Here is a 21,668-nt window from a genome sequence, read left to right as displayed (position 1 = left end):
CACAATGTCGTCATAATCTGAAAAAGTACGATTAGATAACCCTCTGTCTCGTATCCATGCCCACACTTGCTCAATCGGGTTCTGTTCTGGTGAGTAAGGAGGCAAAGGGTAATGGTGGAAAAATAGGAGCTAATGCGGTTCTACATTTTGATGTGCGCTTAATCCGTTTAGGATGATCATTATGCTATTGTTAAAAGTATTTTTCTTTAATGTAGGAGAGTTTTATGCCGCCATTTTCTAGTCGCGTTTATTTATTACGCCATGGCGAATTGATTGAGCAAGGAGTCTTGGCCGGACATACCGATTTTTTACTCAGTGAGCTTGGTTGTGCGCAATTACATCAAGCGTGCAATGAGCTCACTAATATTGAGCTTGTACAAAGTTCGACTCTGAAACGTTGTAGCGAATTTGCCAGATCTTTTAGTCATGCCCAGCAAATACCACTTTTTCTGACCGATCAGCTCCGAGAGTTTAATTTTGGTGATTGGGATGGCTGTAAATATGATGATTTGTGGCAACAAACGGACCCTCCTCGTCTTGGCGATTTCTGGCAAAGCCCTTGGCAAGTAACCCCCCCTCATGGCGAAAGTATGAGGGATTTTTATCAGCGAATAGCAACGTGGTGGAAAACGTTACTAATTGATATTGTAAGTAATCAGACTCAAGCACAATTAGTTTTGACGCATGCCGGAGTTATCAAGCAACTATTAGGTATTATTTGTCAGTTACCAAAAGAGTCGAATCAGCAAAACATATTTTCAATTGGTTATGGAAAGCTAATATGTATTGATATTTACATAGATGATAGCGATAAAGCATGGCCCAGAATTGTGTTTTAAAAGACTATTTTTAGCCGTCTAGAAAGATATTAATTGATATATTTACTCACCCGCCCATAATAGAGCCTTATGTATTTTGGAATGGGGTGTAACTCCTCAACTGTTCCCGCAACTGTAAGTCGCAAGCGCGATAAGTCAGATACAAAATACGTTAATTTATTACCTATTGAGCGGGCTAACTCTTCTATTATCACCATGATCATAATGGTTTGTAGTGTATTGGGTTTAGCTATTGCTAGAGAGATAACACATTGCAAATACCAGTAGTAATTGAGCCCCCTTTACTTGAAGTAGCTAATTTATCGTGGTCGGTGGCAAATACCGCCATTTTGCACGATATTAATTTTGCAATAAAACCAGGCCAGTTTATCGGTTTGTTAGGGCCTAATGGCGCAGGTAAATCAAGTTTATTGCGTTGTTTATACCGTTACACTAAACCAGTGTGCGGTGAGGTTATATTTGCAGGGAAAAATATTTGGCAGCTAAGTGCGGATGAATATGCCAAGCAGGTTGCTGTGGTGCTGCAAGAAACACCTTCGCAATTTAACCTATCGCTTTATGATGTAGTGAGTCTCGGCCTTACGCCGCATAAAAGCTTATTTAGTTCGACAACTAAAAATGATCAACAAATTATTTTTCAGGCGATTGAGCAAGTTGGCTTGAGCCATCATTTACAGCAATCGTTTGATTCCCTTTCCGGTGGCGAGAAGCAACGCGCATTGATAGCACGTTCAATTGTACAAAGCCCTCAATTATTAATTATGGACGAGCCTACCAGCCACTTAGATATTAAATATCAAATTCAATTAATGGAGTTGGCTAAATCGCTAAATGTAACGGTATTAGCATCGTTCCATGATCTTAATCTTGCAGCAAGTATGTGTGATGAACTACTGGTGATCAAGCAAGGTGAGCTAGTTGCAAAGGGGAGTCCAGAATATGTCATCACGGAAGAAATGCTCAGCGAAGTATTTGGTGTCTGTGCCGAAGTCTCGGCGCATCCACAGAGTAAACAATTAAATAAGGTCATTCCGCGTATTACTTATTTTTACGGCTATCAGGGGGGTGGCGTTGATGCAAAAAAATAATTATTTTGCAGTCAGCATGGCGCTATTTTTTGCCTTGTCGAGCATTTTTATAGCACTTAGCTTTGGTGCTGCAGCCAGTAAATTCATTGATGTATACCACAGTATTATAGGTCAGGGAGATGACTCATTTATAGCGCGGATCATATGGCAACTGCGAATGCCACGAACATTGTTGGCGTTTTTAGCTGGCTCTGGTTTAGCTATTGCTGGTTTAATTTTACAAACCGTAACCCGTAACCCGTTAGCCGATCCTTACTTATTTGGTATTTCATCGGGAGCCTCATTTGGTGTGGTATGTTTTATGACACTAACAGGAGTCAGCGCGGGAATAACAATGTCGGCTGCGGCATTTGTTGGTAGTTTATTGACTATGTTATTGCTGGTTTTTATTGCCGGACGAGCAGGTCGCGGACAAGTTGAAAGCATGCTCTTGGCTGGGGTCGCTTTATCCTTTTTATTCAGTGCCTTTACCAGCTTACTTTTGTATTTTAGTGATCCACAGGCGATCACGGCTATTTTATTTTGGACGCTAGGCAGCTTTGCTCGTGCACAATGGTCAACGTTATGGTTACCCGCTTCAGTTATTATTAGTTGCACAGTGCTGATGATGGGTTTTCGTCGGCAACTAAATGCAATGTTACTAGGTGATGAAAGTGCTGCAACTTTAGGAATACCGGTACAGCGGTTTCGGTTATTAATGTTGGTATTGAGCTCATTGATCACTGCAGTGTTAGTGGCGATGTGTGGTGGTATTGGTTTTGTTGGTTTGATGATCCCGCATATAGTACGGTTTTTTGTGTCGCAAGGCACTATTACTGGTTTGATCATGACGGCTTTAGTTGGCGGTATATTTATGGTGTGGGTTGATGTGCTATCGCGTGTTTTACTTGCAAATCAAGAATTGCCAATCGGTGTTATTACTTCTGCAATAGGCAGTATTTTCTTTTTATCGTTACTTTATTTTCGCAAGCGAGAGAGTTAGTCAGATGTTTAATATACCCACAGTAACTAATCAATTTGGTCATCTTATCATTGATAAGATTAACCAAAAAACTAAACCGCTTGGTGCACTTGGACAGTTAGAACAATGTGCAATACAACTGGTTACTTTGTTTAGCCAAAAAGTGGCAAGCGAAGATGCTTTTAAAACCTTTGCACCTGCAATCAATAAGCCTACCTTGCTGGTATTTGCAGGAGATCATGGTGTTGCTGCACAAGGGGTATCGATAGCGCCCAGTGATGTCACCTCACAAATGGTAGCTAATTTTGTCAGCGGTGGTGCCGCTATTAATGTCTTTTGCCAACAGTTAGGTTGGCAATTAGAAGTGATTGATTGTGGTATTTTGCATCCAGTCACAGCGCCGAGTGTCCATAATTGCCGTCTAGGAAGTATAACAAAGCCACTTAATACAGACATGGCAATGAATACCGCGCAGGTACTGCAAGGCTTTAATAATGCTAAACAGCTGGTGCAGCAGCTCAGTCATAGTGGTTGTAATACAATTGCCTTTGGCGAAATGGGCATAGGTAATACCACCAGTGCTGCAGCGATTATGGCCGCTATGCTGAATTTACCTGCACAGCAGTGTGTTGGCAAAGGCACGGGGGTTAGTGATGATATTGTTACGCGTAAAATAACAGTTGTAGAGCAAGCGCTGGTATTGCATCAGTTACATTTAGCAGATCCTATTTCACTACTTGCAGCGTTAGGTGGCTTTGAAATTGTGCATATTACGGGAGCTATGTTGGCTGCGGCTGAGCAGGGCATAGCTGTAGTAGTTGATGGCTTTATTTGTAGTGCTGCGGCAATGGCCGCAATTAATATTAACCCAGCAGTGAAAGATTATTTAATTTTTGCACATTGCTCAAATGAGCAAGGCCATCGACTGATGTTAAACGCACTCGATGTTAAGCCACTGCTGCAACTTGATTTACGCTTGGGTGAAGGGACTGGTGCTGCGTTAAGTTTACCATTATTGCAAGCCGCACTTGGTTTTTATAATCAGATGGCCAGTTTTGCTGATGCTGGTGTTGAGCAGGTTGTCAGTTAATGCCTAACCTAGAGGCAAATAAAGTAACGCAATGGCAGTTACTGTTATTAGCAATTAGCTTTTTAACCCGGCTACCGGTGCAGTTGCGCTTTAATGTAAGCGGTGCTCATTTAAATCAAGCAAGTCGCTATTTTGCTTTAGTGGGTTTACTGCTTGGTGGATTATTAGCACTCAGCTACGGCGCTTTTCAATTACTGTTACCAGCATCAATAAGTGTATTACTAATGATGGCGGTCGGGTTGTTATTAACAGGCGCATTTCATGAAGATGGCTGGGCCGATGTATGGGATGGTTTTGGCGGTGGTTGGCAGGTGTCGCAAAAGCTTGCCATTATGAAAGACAGTCGTCTTGGTACTTATGGTGCAGCGGCATTATTTATTATGCTGCTGGTTAAATTTCAAAGCCTACTCTTTCTTAGTGAATCATTGATCACTGTGTTGAGTGCAATTGTTATCGGGCAATGTGTAAGCCGAGTAGTGGCAACCAGTTTAATTATGGGGATGGATTATGTCAGTGAAGATGCGACTTCAAAAGTAAAGCCGCTTGCTATGCACCTAACGGTCACTAGTTTAGTTACGTTACTTGTAACCGCCGCTACTTTACTGGTTAGCTTGATTGCTGTTGGTGTATTGTTATGGCAAACCGTATTCATTCTTATCGCAGTATTGCTGATCCTAAGAGTCATTTTGATCCGCTGGTTTAAACAGCAGTTAGGTGGTTACACTGGCGATTGTTTAGGTGCGGCGCAGCAGCTAAGTGAAATTGCCATTTACTTAACTTTCGTGAGTGTATTATGAACGCTAACCACACATTTATTTTAGGCGGCGCACGCAGTGGAAAAAGCCGCTTTGCCGAACAGCTTGCACAGCAAAGCAATAAAAGCGTTATTTACCTCGCAACGGCGCAAGCCCACGATACTGAAATGCAAGATCGTATAGTCCATCATCAACAACAACGCCCTGAAGATTGGCCGTTAGTTGAGGAGCCAATTGCATTGGCTGAGGCGTTACAAACACACAGCAGCAAAGATAACTGTATTTTAGTTGATTGCTTAACCTTATGGTTAAGTAACTGTTTATGTCACGCCACAAGTGATTGTTGGGATGAACAGAAATCAGCACTACTAAAGACCCTTGAAAATTTACCAGGGCAAGTGATTTTTGTCAGTAACGAAGTTGGCCACGGCATTGTGCCATTGGGCGAGCTAAGCCGCCGGTTTGTAGATGAATCAGGCAGGTTACATCAAGCTATTGCCGCAAAAGCTGCGCGAGTTGAATTTATAATGGCAGGTCTTGCCTTAACACTGAAAGGGCAGTCATGATGCAAACATTAATGGTACAAGGTACGACTTCTGATGCAGGGAAAAGTACTTTAGTTGCAGCATTGTGCCGGGTATTTGTTGAACGCGGGATCAAAGTTGCTCCATTCAAACCACAAAATATGGCCTTAAACAGCGCTGTAACAGAAGATGGCGGCGAAATAGGTCGTGCGCAAGCACTACAGGCGATTGCAGCTAAAGTGGCGCCACGGGTTGATTTTAACCCCATTTTACTCAAGCCCAATAGTGATACTGGCGCTCAAGTGATAATTCACGGTAAAGCCATTAGTAATATGGAAGCAGGTGCTTATCATGATTATAAAAAAGTCGCGATGGATGCGGTACTGGCTTCGCAACAGCGTTTAAGCGAAGAGTTTGAGCTACTGGTAGTTGAAGGGGCGGGCAGCCCGGCTGAAATTAATCTACGTGCGGGTGATATTGCTAATATGGGTTACGCCGAAGCGGTTGATTGCCCCGTGATCATTATTGCAGATATAGATAAAGGCGGAGTGTTTGCGCATTTGGTCGGTACTCTTGCGCTATTAAGCGAGTCAGAACAAGCCCGAGTAAAAGGCTTTGTGATCAACCGTTTTCGTGGCGATATAGGCTTATTGCAAGGTGGCCTTGATTGGCTTGAAGAGTACACCGGTAAACCAGTGTTAGGGGTGTTGCCGTATCTACATGATCTCGCCCTAGATGCTGAAGACGCGGTAGCGATAGATAATCAAGTAAGCCAAGCAAAAATAAAAATCGCAGTATTGCTACTTCCTCATATTAGTAACCACACTGATTTTGATGCGCTGCGTTTAAACCCGCAAATTGACATTAATTACATTCGCCATACTCAAGCAATTCCAGATGTTGATCTGATCATCATTCCTGGCAGTAAAAATGTTATTAATGATTTAGCCTTTTTAAACAATGAAGGCTGGGGCGAGCAGATTCAGCGTCACTTGCGTTATGGCGGTAAGTTATTAGGTATTTGCGGAGGTTTGCAAATGCTCGGCACAGATATTTATGACCCTGAGGGGGTGGAGTCAAGTAAAACACACTGTAAAGCTTTAGGGCTTGCTGATTTTGCCACTCATTTAGGACAGCATAAAGTACTAACTCAAGCTGCTGGTGTGATCCATCTTGGCGCTCAACAAGCAAAAGTCGCAGGCTATGAAATACACGCCGGTTGTAGCGCAGGCCCTGCACTTAAAAAGCCTTTTTTACAATTCATTCAGCATCCACAGCATGTTAAGCAAGATGGTTTTATATCAGATGATGATTGTATAGCAGGTACTTACTTACATGGCTTATTTGATAGCAGTGCAGCTACGCAACTAATATTGGATTGGGTATTGCCAAATAGTGGTATTACCCAATTAATAGATATAGACACACATCGCGAGCAGCAATTAACGCGCTTAGCCACGATGTGTAAAGAGCATTTAGATTTAGACAAAATAACGCAAATTTACCAAAAATGGGAAGGAGTTAATCATGAGCGACACACATAACGACAAGCACCAACAACGCCAACAAAAATTAAAAGATAAAGTTGATGAGCGTATAGCCGCAGCACAAACTGAGAAAGGCGTTTTTCAGGTGATCACTGGTAATGGTAAAGGTAAATCAACCTCAGGGTTTGGCACGGTAACACGTTGTGTAGGCCATGGCATGAAAGCTGCTGTGTGCCAGTTTATTAAAGGTACATGGCCGTGTGGGGAGCGTAATGTATTGCAAGGCGCAGGGGTTGAATTTGCCATTATGAACACAGGTTTTACCTGGGAGACGCAAAATAAAGAATCAGATACCGCAGCGGCGCAAGCGACTTGGCAAGAAGCAAAACGTATGTTGGCTGACGAATCAATTAATTTAGTATTACTTGATGAAATTACTTATATGATCACCTACGGCTACATTGATTTAGACGAAGCACTCGAAGTGATCGCTAATCGTCCGCCAATGCAATCTTTAATTATTACTGGCCGTGGTGCGCACCGCAAGTTAACTGACTTAGCTGATACTGTTAGTGAAGTGCGCAATGTTAAGCATGCATTTGATGCTGGTGTTAAAGCGCAAATAGGATTTGATTATTAATGGCTACGCTTAGGCTTGTACTCGTTTTATCGCTGGCTCTGTGCTGCTTTAAGCTCGTGGCTGATCCTAACAAGCAATTAAGAATTATCGCCTTGGCCCCGCATATTGTTGAAAACCTCTATACCATCGGCGCTGGTGAGCAAATCGTGGGAACCGTGGAATATGCTGATTTCCCTGCTGCGGCCAATGATATCCCACGTATCGGTGGTCACCAAGGTATTCAAATAGAAAAGCTACTGGCCCTCAAACCTGATTTAGTTTTAGCATGGAAAACGGGTAGCAAAGCTGAGGATTTAGCACGTATTAAAAGTTTTGGTATTGATATAATTTACAGTGACGCCAGTGAAGTAGATAAAGTGCCCAATGAACTGCGCCGTTTAGGTGAGCTTACTGGACGTGAGCAATCAGCCGAGCAAGCCGCACTTGAATTTGAGCAGAAAATTGCTGTAATCAAAGCCAAGCAGCAAGGTAAAAGTAAGGTCGCGGTATTTTACCAACTATGGGCAGAACCGATGATGACGGTGGGTAAAAATACCTGGATCAATCAGTTAATCGATATTTGCCAAGGGCGCAATGTATTTGCAAACAGTCGCACTGATTACCCGCAGATCAGCATTGAAAATGTGGTTGTAGCAAAACCAGAGGTAATAATATTACCAGATGAGAAATCACAAAAGCCGCAAGCTGTGATTGATTGGTCATTATGGCCCGAAGTACCCGCAGTAAAGCAGCATCAGTTTATTAGCGTCAATGCAGATTTACTACACCGTTTTACCACGCGTATGTTGGATGGTCTTGCTGATATGTGTACTAAAATAGATGATTCACGCGTTGCAATTAAGGAGGCACAATGAGTGATTGGCAAGACTTTTTAAAAACCGAATGTGCAAAAACTTATATGCAGCAGACGTTGGATACAGTTGCTCAAAAGCGCAGCGAAGGTATTGCTGTATATCCGCCAGAGCAGTATGTATTTAGTGCATTTGATGCAACACCGTTAAGTAATCTAAAAGTGGTTATTTTAGGACAAGATCCTTACCACGGCGAAGGACAAGCGCATGGTTTGTGTTTTTCGGTATTACCAGAGGTTGGTAAACTTCCACCCTCATTAAAAAATATTTATAAAGAGCTGGCTACAGATATCGATGGTTTTCGCGTGCCCACGCACGGTTATTTACAACGCTGGGCAGAGCAAGGAGTGTTTTTACTTAATACCGTACTGACTGTTGAGCAAGGCCAAGCCCATTCCCATAAACACTTAGGTTGGGAGCAGTTTACCGATAAGGTTATTGCTCATATTAATCAATACTGTGAAGGTGTGGTATTTATTTTATGGGGTGCTCACGCACAAAAGAAAGGTAAAGGCATTGATAGTACGCGTCACCATATTTTAAATGGCCCGCACCCATCGCCGTTGTCTGCGCATCGTGGCTTTTTTGGTTGCCAGCATTTTTCAGTAACCAATCAGTTATTAACACAGCAAGGGCAAACAGCGATCGATTGGCAAGTTTAGGAATTGTAGGCGGGGTTTATCCCGCGCAGAATATACGTTAACTGATAAAAACAAAGCCCCTTACTTTATTAGTAAGGGCTTTTTAGTAGGTTAGTAGCAATTGCGAAATTAAAAATCTAATTCATCAATCGCAATATTGTCTGTAAAAAAGTCTAGTTCCTGTAGTTCTTTACGTAAACGTTGCTTGTCTTTTAAAGCTTCGATTTCGCGCCATTTTCTCTTTTTATTTTTCTGAGAGGTCTTTCTTGTCGTATCAGGACCTTCTAATATCTCTAAAATATCGTCTAGGCTATCCATGAACTTCTCCTATTGAATTTTTTGAACCTCGAAAATACCTATACCACAGGCCACACTAAAATAGAATAAAAAAGTGACATTTATGTTACAGGTAAGTGATAAGTTAATGAATAGAGATTATTTTCAGGCATAAAAAAACGCCGCAAATGCGACGTTTAGTTTTTTACTCATTAACGAGTCGATAAAAGCGATTACATTGCTTTAAAACGCGCTTCTAGTTGCTCTTGTGCATCAGCAAATGAGCGAATACCTTCAGCTAGTTTTTCTGTCGCCATGGCATCTTGATTATGTAACCAACGGAACTGTGCCTCAGTTAAAGGTGCTGGTTTTGGCTCTTTAGCAATATTACTTTCAAGTAAATACTCCTGTGCACCTTCAAGGTTGCCTAGCTCTTCTAAAAGGTTAGGACTGATGGTTAGTTTATCGCAACCAGTTAGTGCGATGATTTCACCGGTGTTACGGAAACTTGCGCCCATAACAACCGTTTTATAATCATGGCGCTTATAAAATTCAAAAATACTGCGTACTGATTGCACGCCTGGATCTTGTAATGGATCAGTTGGTTTTTCTAAGCCGTTAGCAACGTGCCAATCTAAAATACGGCCAACAAATGGTGAAATCAAAAATACGTTAGCATCTGCACAAGCACGGGCTTGGGCATCACTAAATAGCAGCGTTAAGTTACACTTAGTACCTTCTTTTTCAAGTTGCTCTGCGGCTTTAATACCTTCCCACGTTGAGGCAACTTTGATTAAGATTTTATCTTTACTCACACCTTCTTTTTCATAAAGGCTTAGTAATGTGTGTGCTTTAGCAATTGTTGCTTGAGTATCAAATGATAAACGTGCATCAACTTCGGTTGAAATATAACCTGGCACAATGTCACTTATCTCTTTACCTAGTAATACAGCAAAGTAGTCACAGGCTAGTTCTAATTGTTTAGCAGCGTCTTGCTCGGTTTCTTTAGCATAACTCCACGCTTTATCTAAATACGGTTTATAGGCTTCAATTTCACTGGCTTTTAATAGCAATGAAGGGTTAGTTGTTGCATCTTCCGGTTGGTGTTTTTTAATCGCTTCAATATCACCAGTGTCGGCCACGATAGATGAATGTTGTTTGAGCCTTTGTAGAGCTGAAGTCATTTGCTTTCCTCATTCCAAGCAAGTTAAAAGAAAATACTGTAACTACCTTATACTGCAACACTATGACAGTGCTTTATAGGTCTTATGTCCGTATCAGTAAAGAACGAAGAGCATGGCTAAATCTGCTATGCGAATAAGGTAGGTATCATATCAATCAATTCAAGCTAATTGATATAAACAAAACGTGCTTTTCGTTTCATTTAATGTTGAAATTGACATTAAATAATTTCCAAGTCAATAGCTAACTATGATCACTGTTATTTCACCTGCAAAAAATTTAGATTACGAGAGCCAAGCAAGCACTGGTAAATTCACGCAACCTGAGTTACTTGAACACAGCGAAGAGTTGATGACGGTGTGCCGCGAATTAACGCCAGTACAAATTAGCAGTTTAATGAAAATTAGCGATAAGCTAGCAGGCCTTAATGCTGCTCGCTTTAGTGAATGGTCGCAACCGTTTACTACCGACAACGCCAAACAAGCTGTGATGGCTTTTAATGGCGATGTATATGGTGGTTTAGATGCAAACAGCTTAACTGCTGGGCAACTTGATTACGCGCAAAGCCATTTACGTATTTTATCGGGCCTTTACGGGTTATTAAAACCACTTGATTTAATGCAAGCCTATCGTTTAGAAATGGGTACTAAGCTTGGTAATCGTCGTGGTAAAAACCTCTATGAGTTTTGGGGCAGTATTATTGCAGATAAACTTAATACCGTACTCGCTGAGCAAGATAGCCAATATTTAGTAAATTTAGCATCAAACGAGTATTTTAAAGCGGTTGATAAAAAAGCCTTAAACGCGCAGATCATTACTCCACACTTTAAAGACTGTAAAAACGGCCAATATAAAATTATCAGCTTTTATGCTAAAAAAGCTCGCGGCTTGATGGCTCGCTACATTATTGAGAATAAAGTTACCCAGTTAAGCGATTTAAAAAAGTTTACTGTTGATGGTTACTACTACAGTAGCGAAGCGACCCAAAAAGAGCTGGAGCCAGTATTTCTAAGAGATGAACAAAACTAGTTATTAATCTGTTTAAAAGTCATGCAATGCATGGCTTTTTAGTTTTGGCGCTTATTTTGCATTAACCTGACACTATTTATAAAATAATCAAGGTTAAGCAATGCTAAAAATACCTTCTATCAGCGATGCCGAAAAACTTATTGAAGAAAAACTCGGTGGCTGGTTTGATGTCGTAATAAGTCATATACCTAATTTTATAGTGGCGGTGATCATCGCCATTATTTTCTCAATTCTCGCGCGTTTTTTAGGTTCGATGATGCGCAATGTTTTACGCCGCTCGTTAGACTCCCAACAAATTGCCGACTTAATGGCCTCAATTTTCAAAATGATTATATTGTGCGTGGGATTATTTGTTGCCCTCGATTTTATGGGGCTCAAAGGCACGGTCACCTCATTGCTTGCAGGTGCCGGTATTGTGGGGCTTGCCATTGGTTTTGCCTTTCAGGATATGACAGAGAACCTAATCGCTGGTATTGCTATGGGTATTCGCAAACCTTTTAAAACAGGCGATGTTATAAAAACCGATGATGTGTTTGGCAATGTGCGCTCAATAAATTTGCGCAACACGCTTATCGAAAACTTTTATGGGCAATTGATTTTAGTGCCTAACAAAATACTTTTTCGTAATGTATTACGTAATTACAGTACCTTAGGTGTACGCCGCATTGAAGTGCCAGTGGGCATTTCATATGGTGATGACCCAGAGCTGGCTGGCGAGGTGATAGTTAAAAAAATCAATGAATTTGATTTTGTAATTAAACAAGAAGAAACCGCTGTTTATGCCGAAGGGTTTGGCGACAGTAGTGTCAACTTACTGGTGTGGTTTTGGATCAGATATCCCGGCGAGGCCGATTTTATGACCGTACGCCATAAAGCAATTGTGGCAGTCAAACAAGCGCTAAGTGACGCTGATATTAGTATTCCATTCCCAATTCGCACCCTTGATTTTGGTATTAAAGGCGGTGAAAAACTCGATGCGATGATCACTGAAAAGCGCCAGCACTCAGAACAATAAATGGTTCTATCAACAGGTAATATTTACCTGTTGATAGTACTAATTTACACAAATTTACAGCTGGTAATACAGTGGTTGATTTGCGCATATTTACCAGTATTAAGTTTTCTACGGATCGATAGCATTTATGGCGAAACATCAGAACAAGTAAAGGGCAGTGGTCATAGTTTAGTTGTCGCTAGCCGATTATCAACAACACCTATTAGACACGAGCTAAAACTAAGGCTAGTGTCTAATAAGTAAGGTTGAAGGTAAAATTAATGAATAACATTAAAGTGAGCAATGAAGAACCAAGTAGCCCATGTATTCGGCATTGTTGTTTGGATAAAAACGATACCTGTATCGGTTGCTTTAGAACTCTTGATGAAATTCTTGCGTGGCACAGTGCAAGCCCTGCACAAAAGCAGCAGATTCTTAATGAATGCCAAAATCGCAAAGACGCGCAACATAAATAATCACTTTGTAGATCGAACTGCAGTGTAAAAAGCTAACTCCAAATTTCAAGGTTATTACCATTTAATTCGTAATAAAGATAAAAACCGTATACTAGGTTTTACTGCTCTGTAATGCCTGTTAATAAATACTCCAACACACAAAGAATAAGTTAGCGATACACTTGCACCACTGCATTTGTGCTAAGCATTCATAATGCAGTGGTGTTTTTGAACTTTTGATTGCATACGTATTCAATTTTCATTTTGTGAGAACCGCTCTATTGTTAATTCTTTGTAAATGCAGAATGCCTGTTACTTGACAATACAACGGAACACACAATGAAAATTAAAAAAATAGTAATCACTATTGGGCTAAGTATTGCCCTAAGTGCTACGTCGATTGCAAATGCAACACCAACAACATTCGTCCATCTATTTGAATGGAACTGGCAAGATGTAGCCCTCGAATGTGAACAATACCTAGGACCTAAAGGCTATGCTGCGGTACAGGTATCGCCGCCTAATGAACATATACAAGGCAGCCAATGGTGGACGCGTTATCAACCTGTCAGTTACCTATTGCAAAGCCGAGGCGGTAACCGCGAGCAGTTTATTGATATGGTTAATCGCTGTAATGCCGCTGGCGTTGATATTTATGTAGATACTTTAATCAATCATATGGCTGCAGGCAGTGGTACAGGAACCGCTGGTAATACCTATGGTAATAAACAATACCCAATTTATAGCCCACAAGACTTCCACACCAGTTGCACCATTAATGGCTCTGACTACGGCAACGATCGTTACCGAGTACAAAACTGTGAGTTAGTTGGACTAGCAGATTTAGATACCGCTGCAACGTATGTCCAAAACACATTAGCGGCTTACATTAATGAATTACAAGCCATTGGTGTTAAGGGTTTTCGGTTTGATGCCTCTAAACATGTTGCAGCCAGTGATATTCAAAGTTTAATGGCGAAAGTGAATGGCTCGCCAGTGGTCTTTCAAGAAGTAATTGATCAAGGTGGCGAGGCTGTTGGTGCCTCTGAGTATTTAGCGTCAGGTTTAGTTACGGAGTTTAAATACAGCACTGAACTTGGCAATACCTTTAGAAATGGCTCGCTCGCATGGTTAAGTAATTTTGGTGAAGGGTGGGGGTTTATGCCAAGTGCATCAGCTGTAGTATTTGTAGATAATCATGATAATCAACGCGGTCATGGTGGTGCCGGTAATGTTATTACCTTTGAAGATGGCCGCTTGTACGACTTAGCAAACGTATTTATGTTGGCTTACCCGTATGGTTACCCAAAAGTAATGTCTAGTTACGACTATCATGGTGACACAGATGCTGGTGGCCCAAGCGTACCTGTACATAACAACGGTAATTTAGAATGCTTTGCGAGTAATTGGCAATGTGAGCATCGTTGGGCATACATTGCAGGTGGTGTAGATTTTAGAAATAATACGGCTGATAACTGGGCAACAACCAATTGGTGGGATAATACTAATAATCAAATAGCCTTTGGTAGAGGAAGTTCAGGTCATGTTGCCATTAATAAAGAAGGCTCAACACTCAATACTACCGTGCAAACAGATATGGCTCCAGGGCAATACTGTAACGTGCTAAAAGGAGCGCTGACTAATGATGCAACAAGATGTACTGGTGAAGTTATTACTGTTAATGCAAATGGTACTATAAACTTAAATGTAGCCGCGTGGGATGCAATGGCTATTCATAAAAATGCCAAGTTAACCACTAACTCAACCCCTGATCCTCAGGGTGATTGGCAGCGAACGGTGATATTTATTAACGCACAAACGCAAACTGGCCAAGATATGTTTATTCGCGGCGGGATTGACCATGTTTATGCAAACACAAACCTTGGACGTAACTGCCAAACCAGCAACTTTGAATGTGCTATGCCAATTCGCCATAATAATTTGCAAAGTGCCACTACCAGTCCTTGGAAAGCAAACGATAATTACCTAGATTGGTATGGTATTGAAATGGGCCAAAGTACTGAGGCACAAGGGACCGCAACCGATTGGACAACTAATATTTGGCCAGCAACTTGGGGGGCAGAAAAAACCGTTGCTAATGATGGCTTTGGTGTTACAGCACTGAATATTTGGGGTGAACATTATTGGCTGCTCGATGTTGATATGGATTGCAGCAAAGCGGTTAATGGCTGGTTTGAGGTAAAAGCGTTTATTAAAAATGGTCAGGGCTGGGAGGGCAATATTGCGCAAGCAAACCCCCCTTATGCTAGTACTAACCATGTTGCTCAATGTGGCAAAATTAATAAATTTGAGTTTAATAATTCAACGGTAGAAATACGCAATTTCTAATTTTATTACAGATAAATCCCAGCTAAACCATAAGTATGCGTTTAGCTGGGGGTTGTAAGCCTCTATTATTGCAAATTTAAGTTTTGAAAGTCAGGGTCATAGCAACGACTAAAAACCTTATTGTTATTAGCTGTACTAGCTCAGACTTAAGTCCGAATGCTTGCCCTGAATCTCTAAATCTTATCGTAGGTGTTAAGCTTGCTGATACGATCCTTATTTAAAAAGCATGATAAAACCTCTCGCCAACAAGTAACTAAGGGGCAGCTGCCCCTTAGAACTTCACGACGCCCCGAGCATCACGTTATTTCATTCAATGCACGATATTATTCATCAATGTTTATTTTCAGGGCGTGATGACAGGGAGGTAATGTTAAACGTCAGCTCAGGATTAAGGCTTTGATAGAGTTAAGCCATTTTATTGATTATAAGGTTTTATGCGTAAAGTATTTTTTCAGAGTTCAATTTATATGTGTTCGTCATACGGCATAGTCTACTAACTATATTTAATATAGAATGCGCTAATGAAACTGCTTGGTTATTAGTTTAACAGTTCCATTTTATTTTAAGTAAAATTATTAAATCTTTTTAGAGGGTGAAAAAACAGTGTCAATAGTTGCAGTTGATCTATTTTGTGGGGTTGGGGGACTTACCCATGGACTACAAAAAAGTGGTATCAATGTTGTCGCAGGGTACGATATTGATGAAAACTGTCGTTTGCCATACGAGGTAAACAATCATGCACATTTTTTTAACGAAAGTATTGCAGAATTAAAAGTAAGCCAGCTATCAAGTCACTTTCAAAGTTCAGATATTATTCTCTTAGCCGGTTGTGCACCATGTCAGCCTTTTTCAAATTATACACAGGGGCGAGATAGGGACGAAAGGTGGGGGCTATTATCACATTTTTCACGTTTAGTAACAGGGTTAAAGCCAGACCTCATTACAATGGAAAATGTGCCAGAATTAATAAAACATGAGGTGTTTTTTGAATTTCTAAATACCTTAACCTCGGAAGGATATTCAGTTTGGCATAGTGTTGTATATTGCCCTGATTATGGCATTGCTCAAAAGAGAAAGAGGTTAGTAGTTCTAGCCTCAAGATTAGGACCAATTTCACTTATACCGCCAACACACAAGAAGGATGAATACTTGACTTTGAAGGATGCTATCGGGTTTTTACCGAAACTGAACTCTGGCGAGGTAGATAATAATGATGTGCTTCACCGTTCTGCTGGTTTGACTAAAATAAACCTTAAAAGAATTAAAGCTTCAAAGCCCGGTGGTACATGGAAAGACTGGCCTGAAGAGCTTTTAACTAATTGTCATAAAAAAAGTACAGGAAAAAAATATACAAGTGTTTATGGGAGAATGGACTGGGATGAATTAAGTCCTACTATCACCACTCAATGCTATAACTATGGAAGTGGGAGGTATGGCCACCCTAGTCAAAATAGAGCTATGAGTTTAAGGGAAGCAGCATTAATTCAATCGTTTCCTTTTAGTTACCGTTTTACTGACAATACAAGTAACTACTCAATTACGAATGTAGCGAGAATGATTGGTAATGCTGTTCCTGTAAATCTAGCTAAAGCTATTGGTGAAAGCCTTAATCTTCATGTAGTTTCTTACGGTTAAGCTTGTAAATACTTTTGACTATCAACACAGTCAATAATATTGTCAAAGATTTCATACATAAAAGCTATTACTTCATCGCATAACTTTTTTAACTCTGTGATGCTTTTTGTTGCTCCAACCTCTGAAAAGGTCTTGTTGCCATGTGCAAGATCATTTCTATTTTCTTTAATATTGGTTAAGTGCTCACCGTTTCTTGTTTTAAGATAGTCTGTTTTATCATTAAAACCATATATTGAAGCTGTATTTTTTATTTCTTGTCTATCTATATTGCCTGAGAATAGCTTCTCTTTTTTTAATGCTGCATTGTGAATATTCAATGAAATATCTCCTGCAAAATCTTGTAGAACAGTTGCTAAAGGGGTATTATTTTTTTTTGCTCGTTGTATAATTTTTGTTTGTAATTCTGATCTTAGATTATTAAAGCTGACTCCTGCGACAGAAATTTTTTCATGAATCTTTACTACAGCCTCCCGCATCGTTGATTCTATTAAATTATACAAAATAAGGTACACAGTACCTTTAGATGTTTTCAGTAAGTGATTGTTAACTTGAAATTCAATATTTTTTTCATTAGAAATTACTTTGCTTGAATCTAAAAATTCGATTAATTTAAGGTAACCTTCAAGCTCATTTTTTCTTTCTTCTAGCTCTGTAAGTAAGTTTTCCAATTTTAAACTCCTTCTAGAAGCTTATTTTTAACATACTCTATTCTTGCTATAACTCTAGGTTTACTATTTGAAGCATCTCCAGTTGTTAAGCTCTTAAATTCATCAGAAAATAACCATTTAGATATTTCTATTGGCTTTAAATCAGGCTCTTCTTCTAAGGCAAGAGCTATTCCAACAGACAAAGCCTCAAAACGGACTCGAGGTGTTGTTTTTGAACCAGTTGATTTTTTGAAACCAAATGGAAAATATTCTTTAGCAAAAGTCATTGTTTTATCAAAAATTTGATTCATATCAGCGATTTCTTCTTGTGTTTTATCACTATTTGAATCCAAATAGCTGTCTAAAAACTCTTTCACGGAATGATCGAATTGTTTATAGTTTTTTAAATATGCAAAGAACCTTAGTGAAAACTCAAGATCTTCACCTCGTTTTAGCTTCACTGGGCTTAAAGGCACAACTTCTTTAAAGGTTAAATTATCTGCACAAACTTTAATGACTTGATTATATAAAGCGGAGTTACCATGTTTAGAGCCTTTTCTTACTTCCATGTCTTTAAGTTCATCACTACCAGTATTTATTCTTTCAAACAAATCACGCCTAGTAGCTTCTGTACAATTACTAAGTTCAATTATTCTGACAGAAATCCGACTGAACCTTCTTTGTCTAGACGTGGGTAAGTCTGAAAATTTAAAACCATTTAATTGCGGTATCAATTGAAGATGTTCAAGTGTTAATTCATCATTTAAAAATGCATGAAGAGTTCTTATTCTCTGAGAACCATCGACAATCTCAATCCGTCCGTCAAGATCTGGGTCTTCAGACTCTACATCTGCGACAAATATATGTGGGATTGGTAGACCTATAATTAATGATTCAATTAGTCTACTTTGATTTTTAACAGGCCAAACAAAATCTCTTTGGTAATCAGGTACAAACAATTCATTCTCTTCTATATCTAGCTTATCCATATATTTAGAGACTACTAATTCAATAGTCATTTCTTTGGAATCAAAATCTACTTCGCGTTGATGCCTTCTAACTTCACTTTCAGCAACATCCTTAATAGTTTCAATTTTACCTTTAATCTCAACTTTTCTTTCGTCACTGTTGGCTTCAAGTAGTAATTGTTTGAGCTGTTTTATTTGAGGTTCCATTTCATATACCTATAATTTTAAGTGAAGTAGTTTTTCTCCTAAGATAATAATGACTTAATTATGGTTTGTATAGTGACTTAAAATTAAATGGTAACCGATTGTATATATGAAGTTTCAAAGAAAATTTATTTATCTTTATTGGATTTCCTCGGCGGGACGCGCAACTCCACTCACCTGCATTTTATTTTCTATGATCGCTACACCTTGGGTATTCTCTAAAAATTTTTGTGCCAAAGCGCGTTCAAAGCCAGTTTCTGCTTGGCCGTATAAGGCTACTTTGTTGCCATCAACATGGACTTGCAGTTGTGATAAGTTGAGGTTTGGATTGCTGCGCAGTTTATCAACAAGCGTTTGCTGTAGCGTTGGTTGAGGAGAAACGCTGCTGATCATAATTGTACTAGTGGCTGCACTGACTTGCGTTGCGCAGGCGAGTAAAAATACACAGCAAAGTGATACCAATGATACATTTAATTTGAAGCGACTCATGATTTTCCCTCATAACATCTATTATATTTAGTGAATAGCAACCCTAGTATTACAATATTTATTCCAAGGTTAAGTCTTTGAAATGTAATGGTAATTTAAATTTTTGGTGAACTGTTTAGGTATTTTTTACATTCAACTGAGTAAAAAATACGCTAGTTTTTAATTGCTTTAGATTTATTTGTTCCTTTTTTTATTTTTTTTAGAACAATATGATATAAAATCATCTGTAATATTTATTTTACAAAAAATCATGGAACTCAAGTAAATCAAAGGCATGTGGTTTAGTTACTGTATAGCCATCTAATTAAAAAATACTTTCTTTAATTGCAATAGATTAATTGCTCTACTTCCTATGGCTAGTGAATGTGTTTGGTTTGTTGACAGCGTTGTCTTTAGGTGTTTTTATTAAATTTCTGTGAATTAAATGTTAATTTTAATTCTATTTAAACTAACATCCAAGGATTTTTAAATGAAAGCGTCGAAAACCCCACCATTCAAAATAACGGCATTAGCGAGTGCTATTTTGTTATCAACAGCAGGCTCTGTAATGGCAGAACAAGTAGAATCAGAGCGCTTCATAGTGCACTTGTCTGAGCAAACAACTGCGGTACACACTGCGTTTGCACGCAGTAAAGCGCAGATTAATAATATTAAAGTAAGTTTAATGAGCGATATTGCTACTCAAGCTAATGTTGAAGTATTACAAAGCTTGCCTGATATTAACGCAATGGCGGCGGTTTTAACGGCGGATCAAAAAGCGCGTTTATTACAAAGTAGTGATGTAGCCAGTATTGAAGTGGATCCAAAGCGCTATTTAATGGCTGAAAGTACCCCATATGGTATTACTATGGTTCAAGCTCAGCAATTATCGGACAACCTAACTGGTAATCAAAAAGTATGTATTATGGATACTGGCTACACACTTAATCATCCCGACTTACCAAATACAGGGATCACTGGCAATGATGGTTATGGCGCTAATGATACAGGTAATTGGTATAATGATGGTAACGGCCATGGTACACATGTTGCTGGTACTATTGCAGCGTTAGGTGGAAATGGTCAGGGTGTTGTTGGGGTTAATTCTTCGGGCCAATTAGGGCTGCATATTGTAAAAGTATTTAATGACCAAGGTAATTGGGCATATGGTTCTGATCTTGTTGCGGCTATTGGCCAATGTCAAGCCGCTGGAGCAACAGTTACCAGTATGAGTTTAGGTGGTCCTCAATCATCTAATGCTGAGCGCCAAGCTTTTGCTAATAGCTATTCGCAAGGTATGTTACATATTGCAGCTGCAGGTAATGGAGCGAACAGCTCGTTAAGTTACCCTGCATCTTATGATGCGGTTATATCTGTGGCGGCAGTTGATAGTAATGGTAATAAGGCATCGTTCTCACAATATAATGCTCAGGTTGAAATTGCAGCGCCAGGCGTTGGTACTAACTCAACATGGAACAATGGCGGGTATAAGAGCATTAGTGGTACTTCCATGGCTACACCGCATGTATCTGGTGTAGCAGCATTAGTCTGGAGTCACTTTCCAAACTGTAGTAATCAACAAATTCGTGATGCTTTAAATGCCACTGCGCAAGATCGTGGCGCACAAGGGCGTGATACCTCATACGGTTTTGGTATCATTAAAGCAAAAGATGCCTATGATTATTTAGCGCAATCTGATTGTGGCAGTGACGTAGATAATGCGCCTGTTGCAAGCTTTAACGCAATCGTAAATGATAAACAGGTTACTTTTAATAATACCTCTACGGATGATAAAGGGATCAGCAGTTATAGCTGGAGTTTTGGCGATGGGAATTCATCGAATACTAAAAACCCTATTCATACTTATACATCTGAAGGTAATTATACCGTTCTTTTAGAAGTGACCGACACTATAGGGCAAACAAACCAGCGTAGTCAAATCGTGGCTATTTCATCGAATCCTCCAGGCGGTTGTGATGGTTTAGCTAGCTGGGATGCAGCAAAGTCATACCGTGTTGGTGATTTGGTTGAGTTTAATCAAGTTAAATATAAAGCAACTTGGTGGTCAACGGGGGCAAGTCCTGCGATTTATTCAAATGTTTGGTCGCGTCAAGGTAATTGCCAAAATGACGGAGATGTAAATCAAGCACCTAAAGCGAGCTTTGATTTTAGTGTAAATGGTTTAGCAGTCAGCTTCACTAATGCATCGACTGATGATGTGGCTGTTACAGCCTATAATTGGACTTTTGGTGATGGCAGTGTCGCTAATACTGTAACACCCGATCATACTTATCAAACCGCAGGTTCCTACGATGTAGCACTTACGGTAAGCGATGCCCAAGGACTTAACCATACCTTAACTAAAACAGTAATTGTTACAGATGGTACACAAACCGGCTGCACAGATTTATCAAACTGGAGTGTAAGTGCAGTTTACATGGCTGGTGAAGAGGTGGCCTATAATGGCAAGCGCTATAGTGCGAGATGGTGGACGCGCGGCGCAAACCCTGCTGATAATTCCAGCGCATGGGCCGTTTGGAAAGACCTAGGAGTCTGTCAGTAGCTGCTGGTAATTAAACTAAAAA

General features: G+C 39.9%; 21 protein-coding genes, 1 pseudogene and 1 riboswitch. Of the genes and pseudogenes, 16 read left to right on the top strand and 6 right to left on the bottom strand.

Translation table 11 applies throughout. From position 1 onward, the window contains the following. Window positions 1-105, bottom strand: a pseudogene (locus tag J7338_RS16130) (transposase); the annotation flags it as partial. A 119-nt stretch (window positions 106-224) separates the two neighbouring features. On the opposite strand from J7338_RS16130, the gene J7338_RS16125 reads away from it, so the two are divergent. The 10 genes from J7338_RS16125 to ung all read left to right on the top strand — a co-directional run bounded on the left by J7338_RS16125 (window position 225) and on the right by ung (window position 8,897). Continuing rightward, the gene (locus J7338_RS16125; protein ID WP_210797989.1) at window positions 225-839 is read left to right on the top strand and encodes a histidine phosphatase family protein; all 615 of its coding nucleotides are present in this window, start codon (window positions 225-227) and stop codon (window positions 837-839) included. A 22-nt stretch (window positions 840-861) separates the two neighbouring features. Continuing rightward, window positions 862-1,004: riboswitch (cobalamin riboswitch) on the top strand. An 86-nt stretch (window positions 1,005-1,090) separates the two neighbouring features. Next, window positions 1,091-1,927: an ABC transporter ATP-binding protein gene (locus J7338_RS16120; protein WP_215909110.1), complete on the top strand. Its 837-nt coding sequence runs from the start codon at window positions 1,091-1,093 to the stop codon at window positions 1,925-1,927. Continuing rightward, the gene (locus J7338_RS16115) at window positions 1,914-2,909 is read left to right on the top strand and encodes a FecCD family ABC transporter permease (RefSeq protein ID WP_210797988.1); all 996 of its coding nucleotides are present in this window, start codon (window positions 1,914-1,916) and stop codon (window positions 2,907-2,909) included. Before J7338_RS16120 ends, J7338_RS16115 begins: the two co-directional genes overlap by 14 nt. Window positions 2,910-2,913: 4 nt before the next feature. Further along, window positions 2,914-3,978, top strand: coding sequence for a nicotinate-nucleotide--dimethylbenzimidazole phosphoribosyltransferase (gene cobT, locus J7338_RS16110; protein ID WP_210797987.1), 1,065 nt, complete (start codon window positions 2,914-2,916; stop codon window positions 3,976-3,978). After that, the gene (locus tag J7338_RS16105; protein ID WP_210797986.1) at window positions 3,978-4,775 is read left to right on the top strand and encodes an adenosylcobinamide-GDP ribazoletransferase; all 798 of its coding nucleotides are present in this window, start codon (window positions 3,978-3,980) and stop codon (window positions 4,773-4,775) included. Before cobT ends, J7338_RS16105 begins: the two co-directional genes overlap by 1 nt. Next, a complete protein-coding gene (gene cobU / locus J7338_RS16100) occupies window positions 4,772-5,299 on the top strand; it encodes a bifunctional adenosylcobinamide kinase/adenosylcobinamide-phosphate guanylyltransferase (RefSeq protein WP_210797985.1) in 528 nt (175 codons plus the stop codon). Before J7338_RS16105 ends, cobU begins: the two co-directional genes overlap by 4 nt. Next, complete coding sequence (locus J7338_RS16095; protein WP_210797991.1) at window positions 5,299-6,801, top strand: cobyric acid synthase; 1,503 nt, start codon at window positions 5,299-5,301, stop codon at window positions 6,799-6,801. Before cobU ends, J7338_RS16095 begins: the two co-directional genes overlap by 1 nt. Then, the gene (gene cobO, locus J7338_RS16090) at window positions 6,785-7,384 is read left to right on the top strand and encodes a cob(I)yrinic acid a,c-diamide adenosyltransferase (protein ID WP_210797984.1); all 600 of its coding nucleotides are present in this window, start codon (window positions 6,785-6,787) and stop codon (window positions 7,382-7,384) included. The genes J7338_RS16095 and cobO overlap by 17 nt, the downstream gene beginning before the upstream one ends. Continuing rightward, entirely contained in the window at window positions 7,384-8,238 is an 855-nt protein-coding gene (locus tag J7338_RS16085) for a cobalamin-binding protein (protein WP_210797983.1), read from the top strand. The genes cobO and J7338_RS16085 overlap by 1 nt, the downstream gene beginning before the upstream one ends. After that, the gene (gene ung / locus J7338_RS16080) at window positions 8,235-8,897 is read left to right on the top strand and encodes a uracil-DNA glycosylase (RefSeq protein WP_210797982.1); all 663 of its coding nucleotides are present in this window, start codon (window positions 8,235-8,237) and stop codon (window positions 8,895-8,897) included. Before J7338_RS16085 ends, ung begins: the two co-directional genes overlap by 4 nt. Window positions 8,898-9,005: 108 nt before the next feature. On the opposite strand, the gene J7338_RS16075 is transcribed toward ung, so the two are convergent. Both J7338_RS16075 and tal read right to left on the bottom strand, forming a co-directional pair. Then, window positions 9,006-9,194 (bottom strand): DUF3545 family protein, encoded by a 189-nt coding sequence (locus J7338_RS16075; RefSeq protein ID WP_145242910.1) that lies wholly within the window; start codon window positions 9,192-9,194, stop codon window positions 9,006-9,008. 191 nt (window positions 9,195-9,385) lie between these two features. Continuing rightward, the gene (gene tal, locus J7338_RS16070; protein ID WP_210797981.1) at window positions 9,386-10,336 is read right to left on the bottom strand and encodes a transaldolase; all 951 of its coding nucleotides are present in this window, start codon (window positions 10,334-10,336) and stop codon (window positions 9,386-9,388) included. A 247-nt stretch (window positions 10,337-10,583) separates the two neighbouring features. On the opposite strand from tal, the gene yaaA reads away from it, so the two are divergent. From yaaA to J7338_RS16045, 5 genes are all read left to right on the top strand, one after another. Then, the gene (gene yaaA, locus J7338_RS16065) at window positions 10,584-11,363 is read left to right on the top strand and encodes a peroxide stress protein YaaA (protein ID WP_210797980.1); all 780 of its coding nucleotides are present in this window, start codon (window positions 10,584-10,586) and stop codon (window positions 11,361-11,363) included. 100 nt (window positions 11,364-11,463) lie between these two features. Next, window positions 11,464-12,378 carry a mechanosensitive ion channel family protein gene (locus tag J7338_RS16060; protein WP_210797979.1) on the top strand — a complete coding sequence of 305 codons (915 nt, stop codon included), beginning with the start codon at window positions 11,464-11,466 and terminating at the stop codon, window positions 12,376-12,378. 260 nt (window positions 12,379-12,638) lie between these two features. Beyond that, the gene (locus tag J7338_RS16055; protein ID WP_210797978.1) at window positions 12,639-12,833 is read left to right on the top strand and encodes a DUF1289 domain-containing protein; all 195 of its coding nucleotides are present in this window, start codon (window positions 12,639-12,641) and stop codon (window positions 12,831-12,833) included. A 318-nt stretch (window positions 12,834-13,151) separates the two neighbouring features. After that, on the top strand, window positions 13,152-15,161 hold the full coding sequence (locus tag J7338_RS16050; protein ID WP_210797977.1) for an alpha-amylase: 2,010 nt from the start codon (window positions 13,152-13,154) through the stop codon (window positions 15,159-15,161). Window positions 15,162-15,764: 603 nt separating this feature from the next. Then, entirely contained in the window at window positions 15,765-16,796 is a 1,032-nt protein-coding gene (locus tag J7338_RS16045) for a DNA cytosine methyltransferase (protein WP_210797976.1), read from the top strand. On the opposite strand, the gene J7338_RS16040 is transcribed toward J7338_RS16045, so the two are convergent. The 3 genes from J7338_RS16040 to J7338_RS16030 form a co-directional block, all read right to left on the bottom strand. Next, window positions 16,793-17,464 (bottom strand): MAE_28990/MAE_18760 family HEPN-like nuclease, encoded by a 672-nt coding sequence (locus J7338_RS16040; protein WP_210797975.1) that lies wholly within the window; start codon window positions 17,462-17,464, stop codon window positions 16,793-16,795. The two genes, J7338_RS16045 and J7338_RS16040, sit on opposite strands and share 4 nt — an antisense overlap. 2 nt (window positions 17,465-17,466) lie before the next feature. Next, window positions 17,467-18,618 (bottom strand): DUF262 domain-containing protein, encoded by a 1,152-nt coding sequence (locus tag J7338_RS16035; RefSeq protein ID WP_210797974.1) that lies wholly within the window; start codon window positions 18,616-18,618, stop codon window positions 17,467-17,469. A gap of 135 nt (window positions 18,619-18,753) precedes the next feature. Then, entirely contained in the window at window positions 18,754-19,104 is a 351-nt protein-coding gene (locus J7338_RS16030; RefSeq protein WP_210797973.1) for a BON domain-containing protein, read from the bottom strand. Between the two features lie 469 nt (window positions 19,105-19,573). Here J7338_RS16030 and J7338_RS16025 point away from each other — a divergent pair, with 469 nt between their 5' ends. Then, window positions 19,574-21,646 (top strand): S8 family serine peptidase, encoded by a 2,073-nt coding sequence (locus J7338_RS16025; RefSeq protein ID WP_210797972.1) that lies wholly within the window; start codon window positions 19,574-19,576, stop codon window positions 21,644-21,646. Window positions 21,647-21,668: the final 22 nt, after the last annotated feature.

This window comes from Pseudoalteromonas ostreae, from assembly GCF_018069805.1.
In the GTDB taxonomy this organism is placed as follows: Bacteria; Pseudomonadota; Gammaproteobacteria; order Enterobacterales; family Alteromonadaceae; genus Pseudoalteromonas; species Pseudoalteromonas ostreae.
Note: the sequence above shows the minus strand (reverse complement) of the source record. Positions and strands in the feature narration are given on the sequence as shown.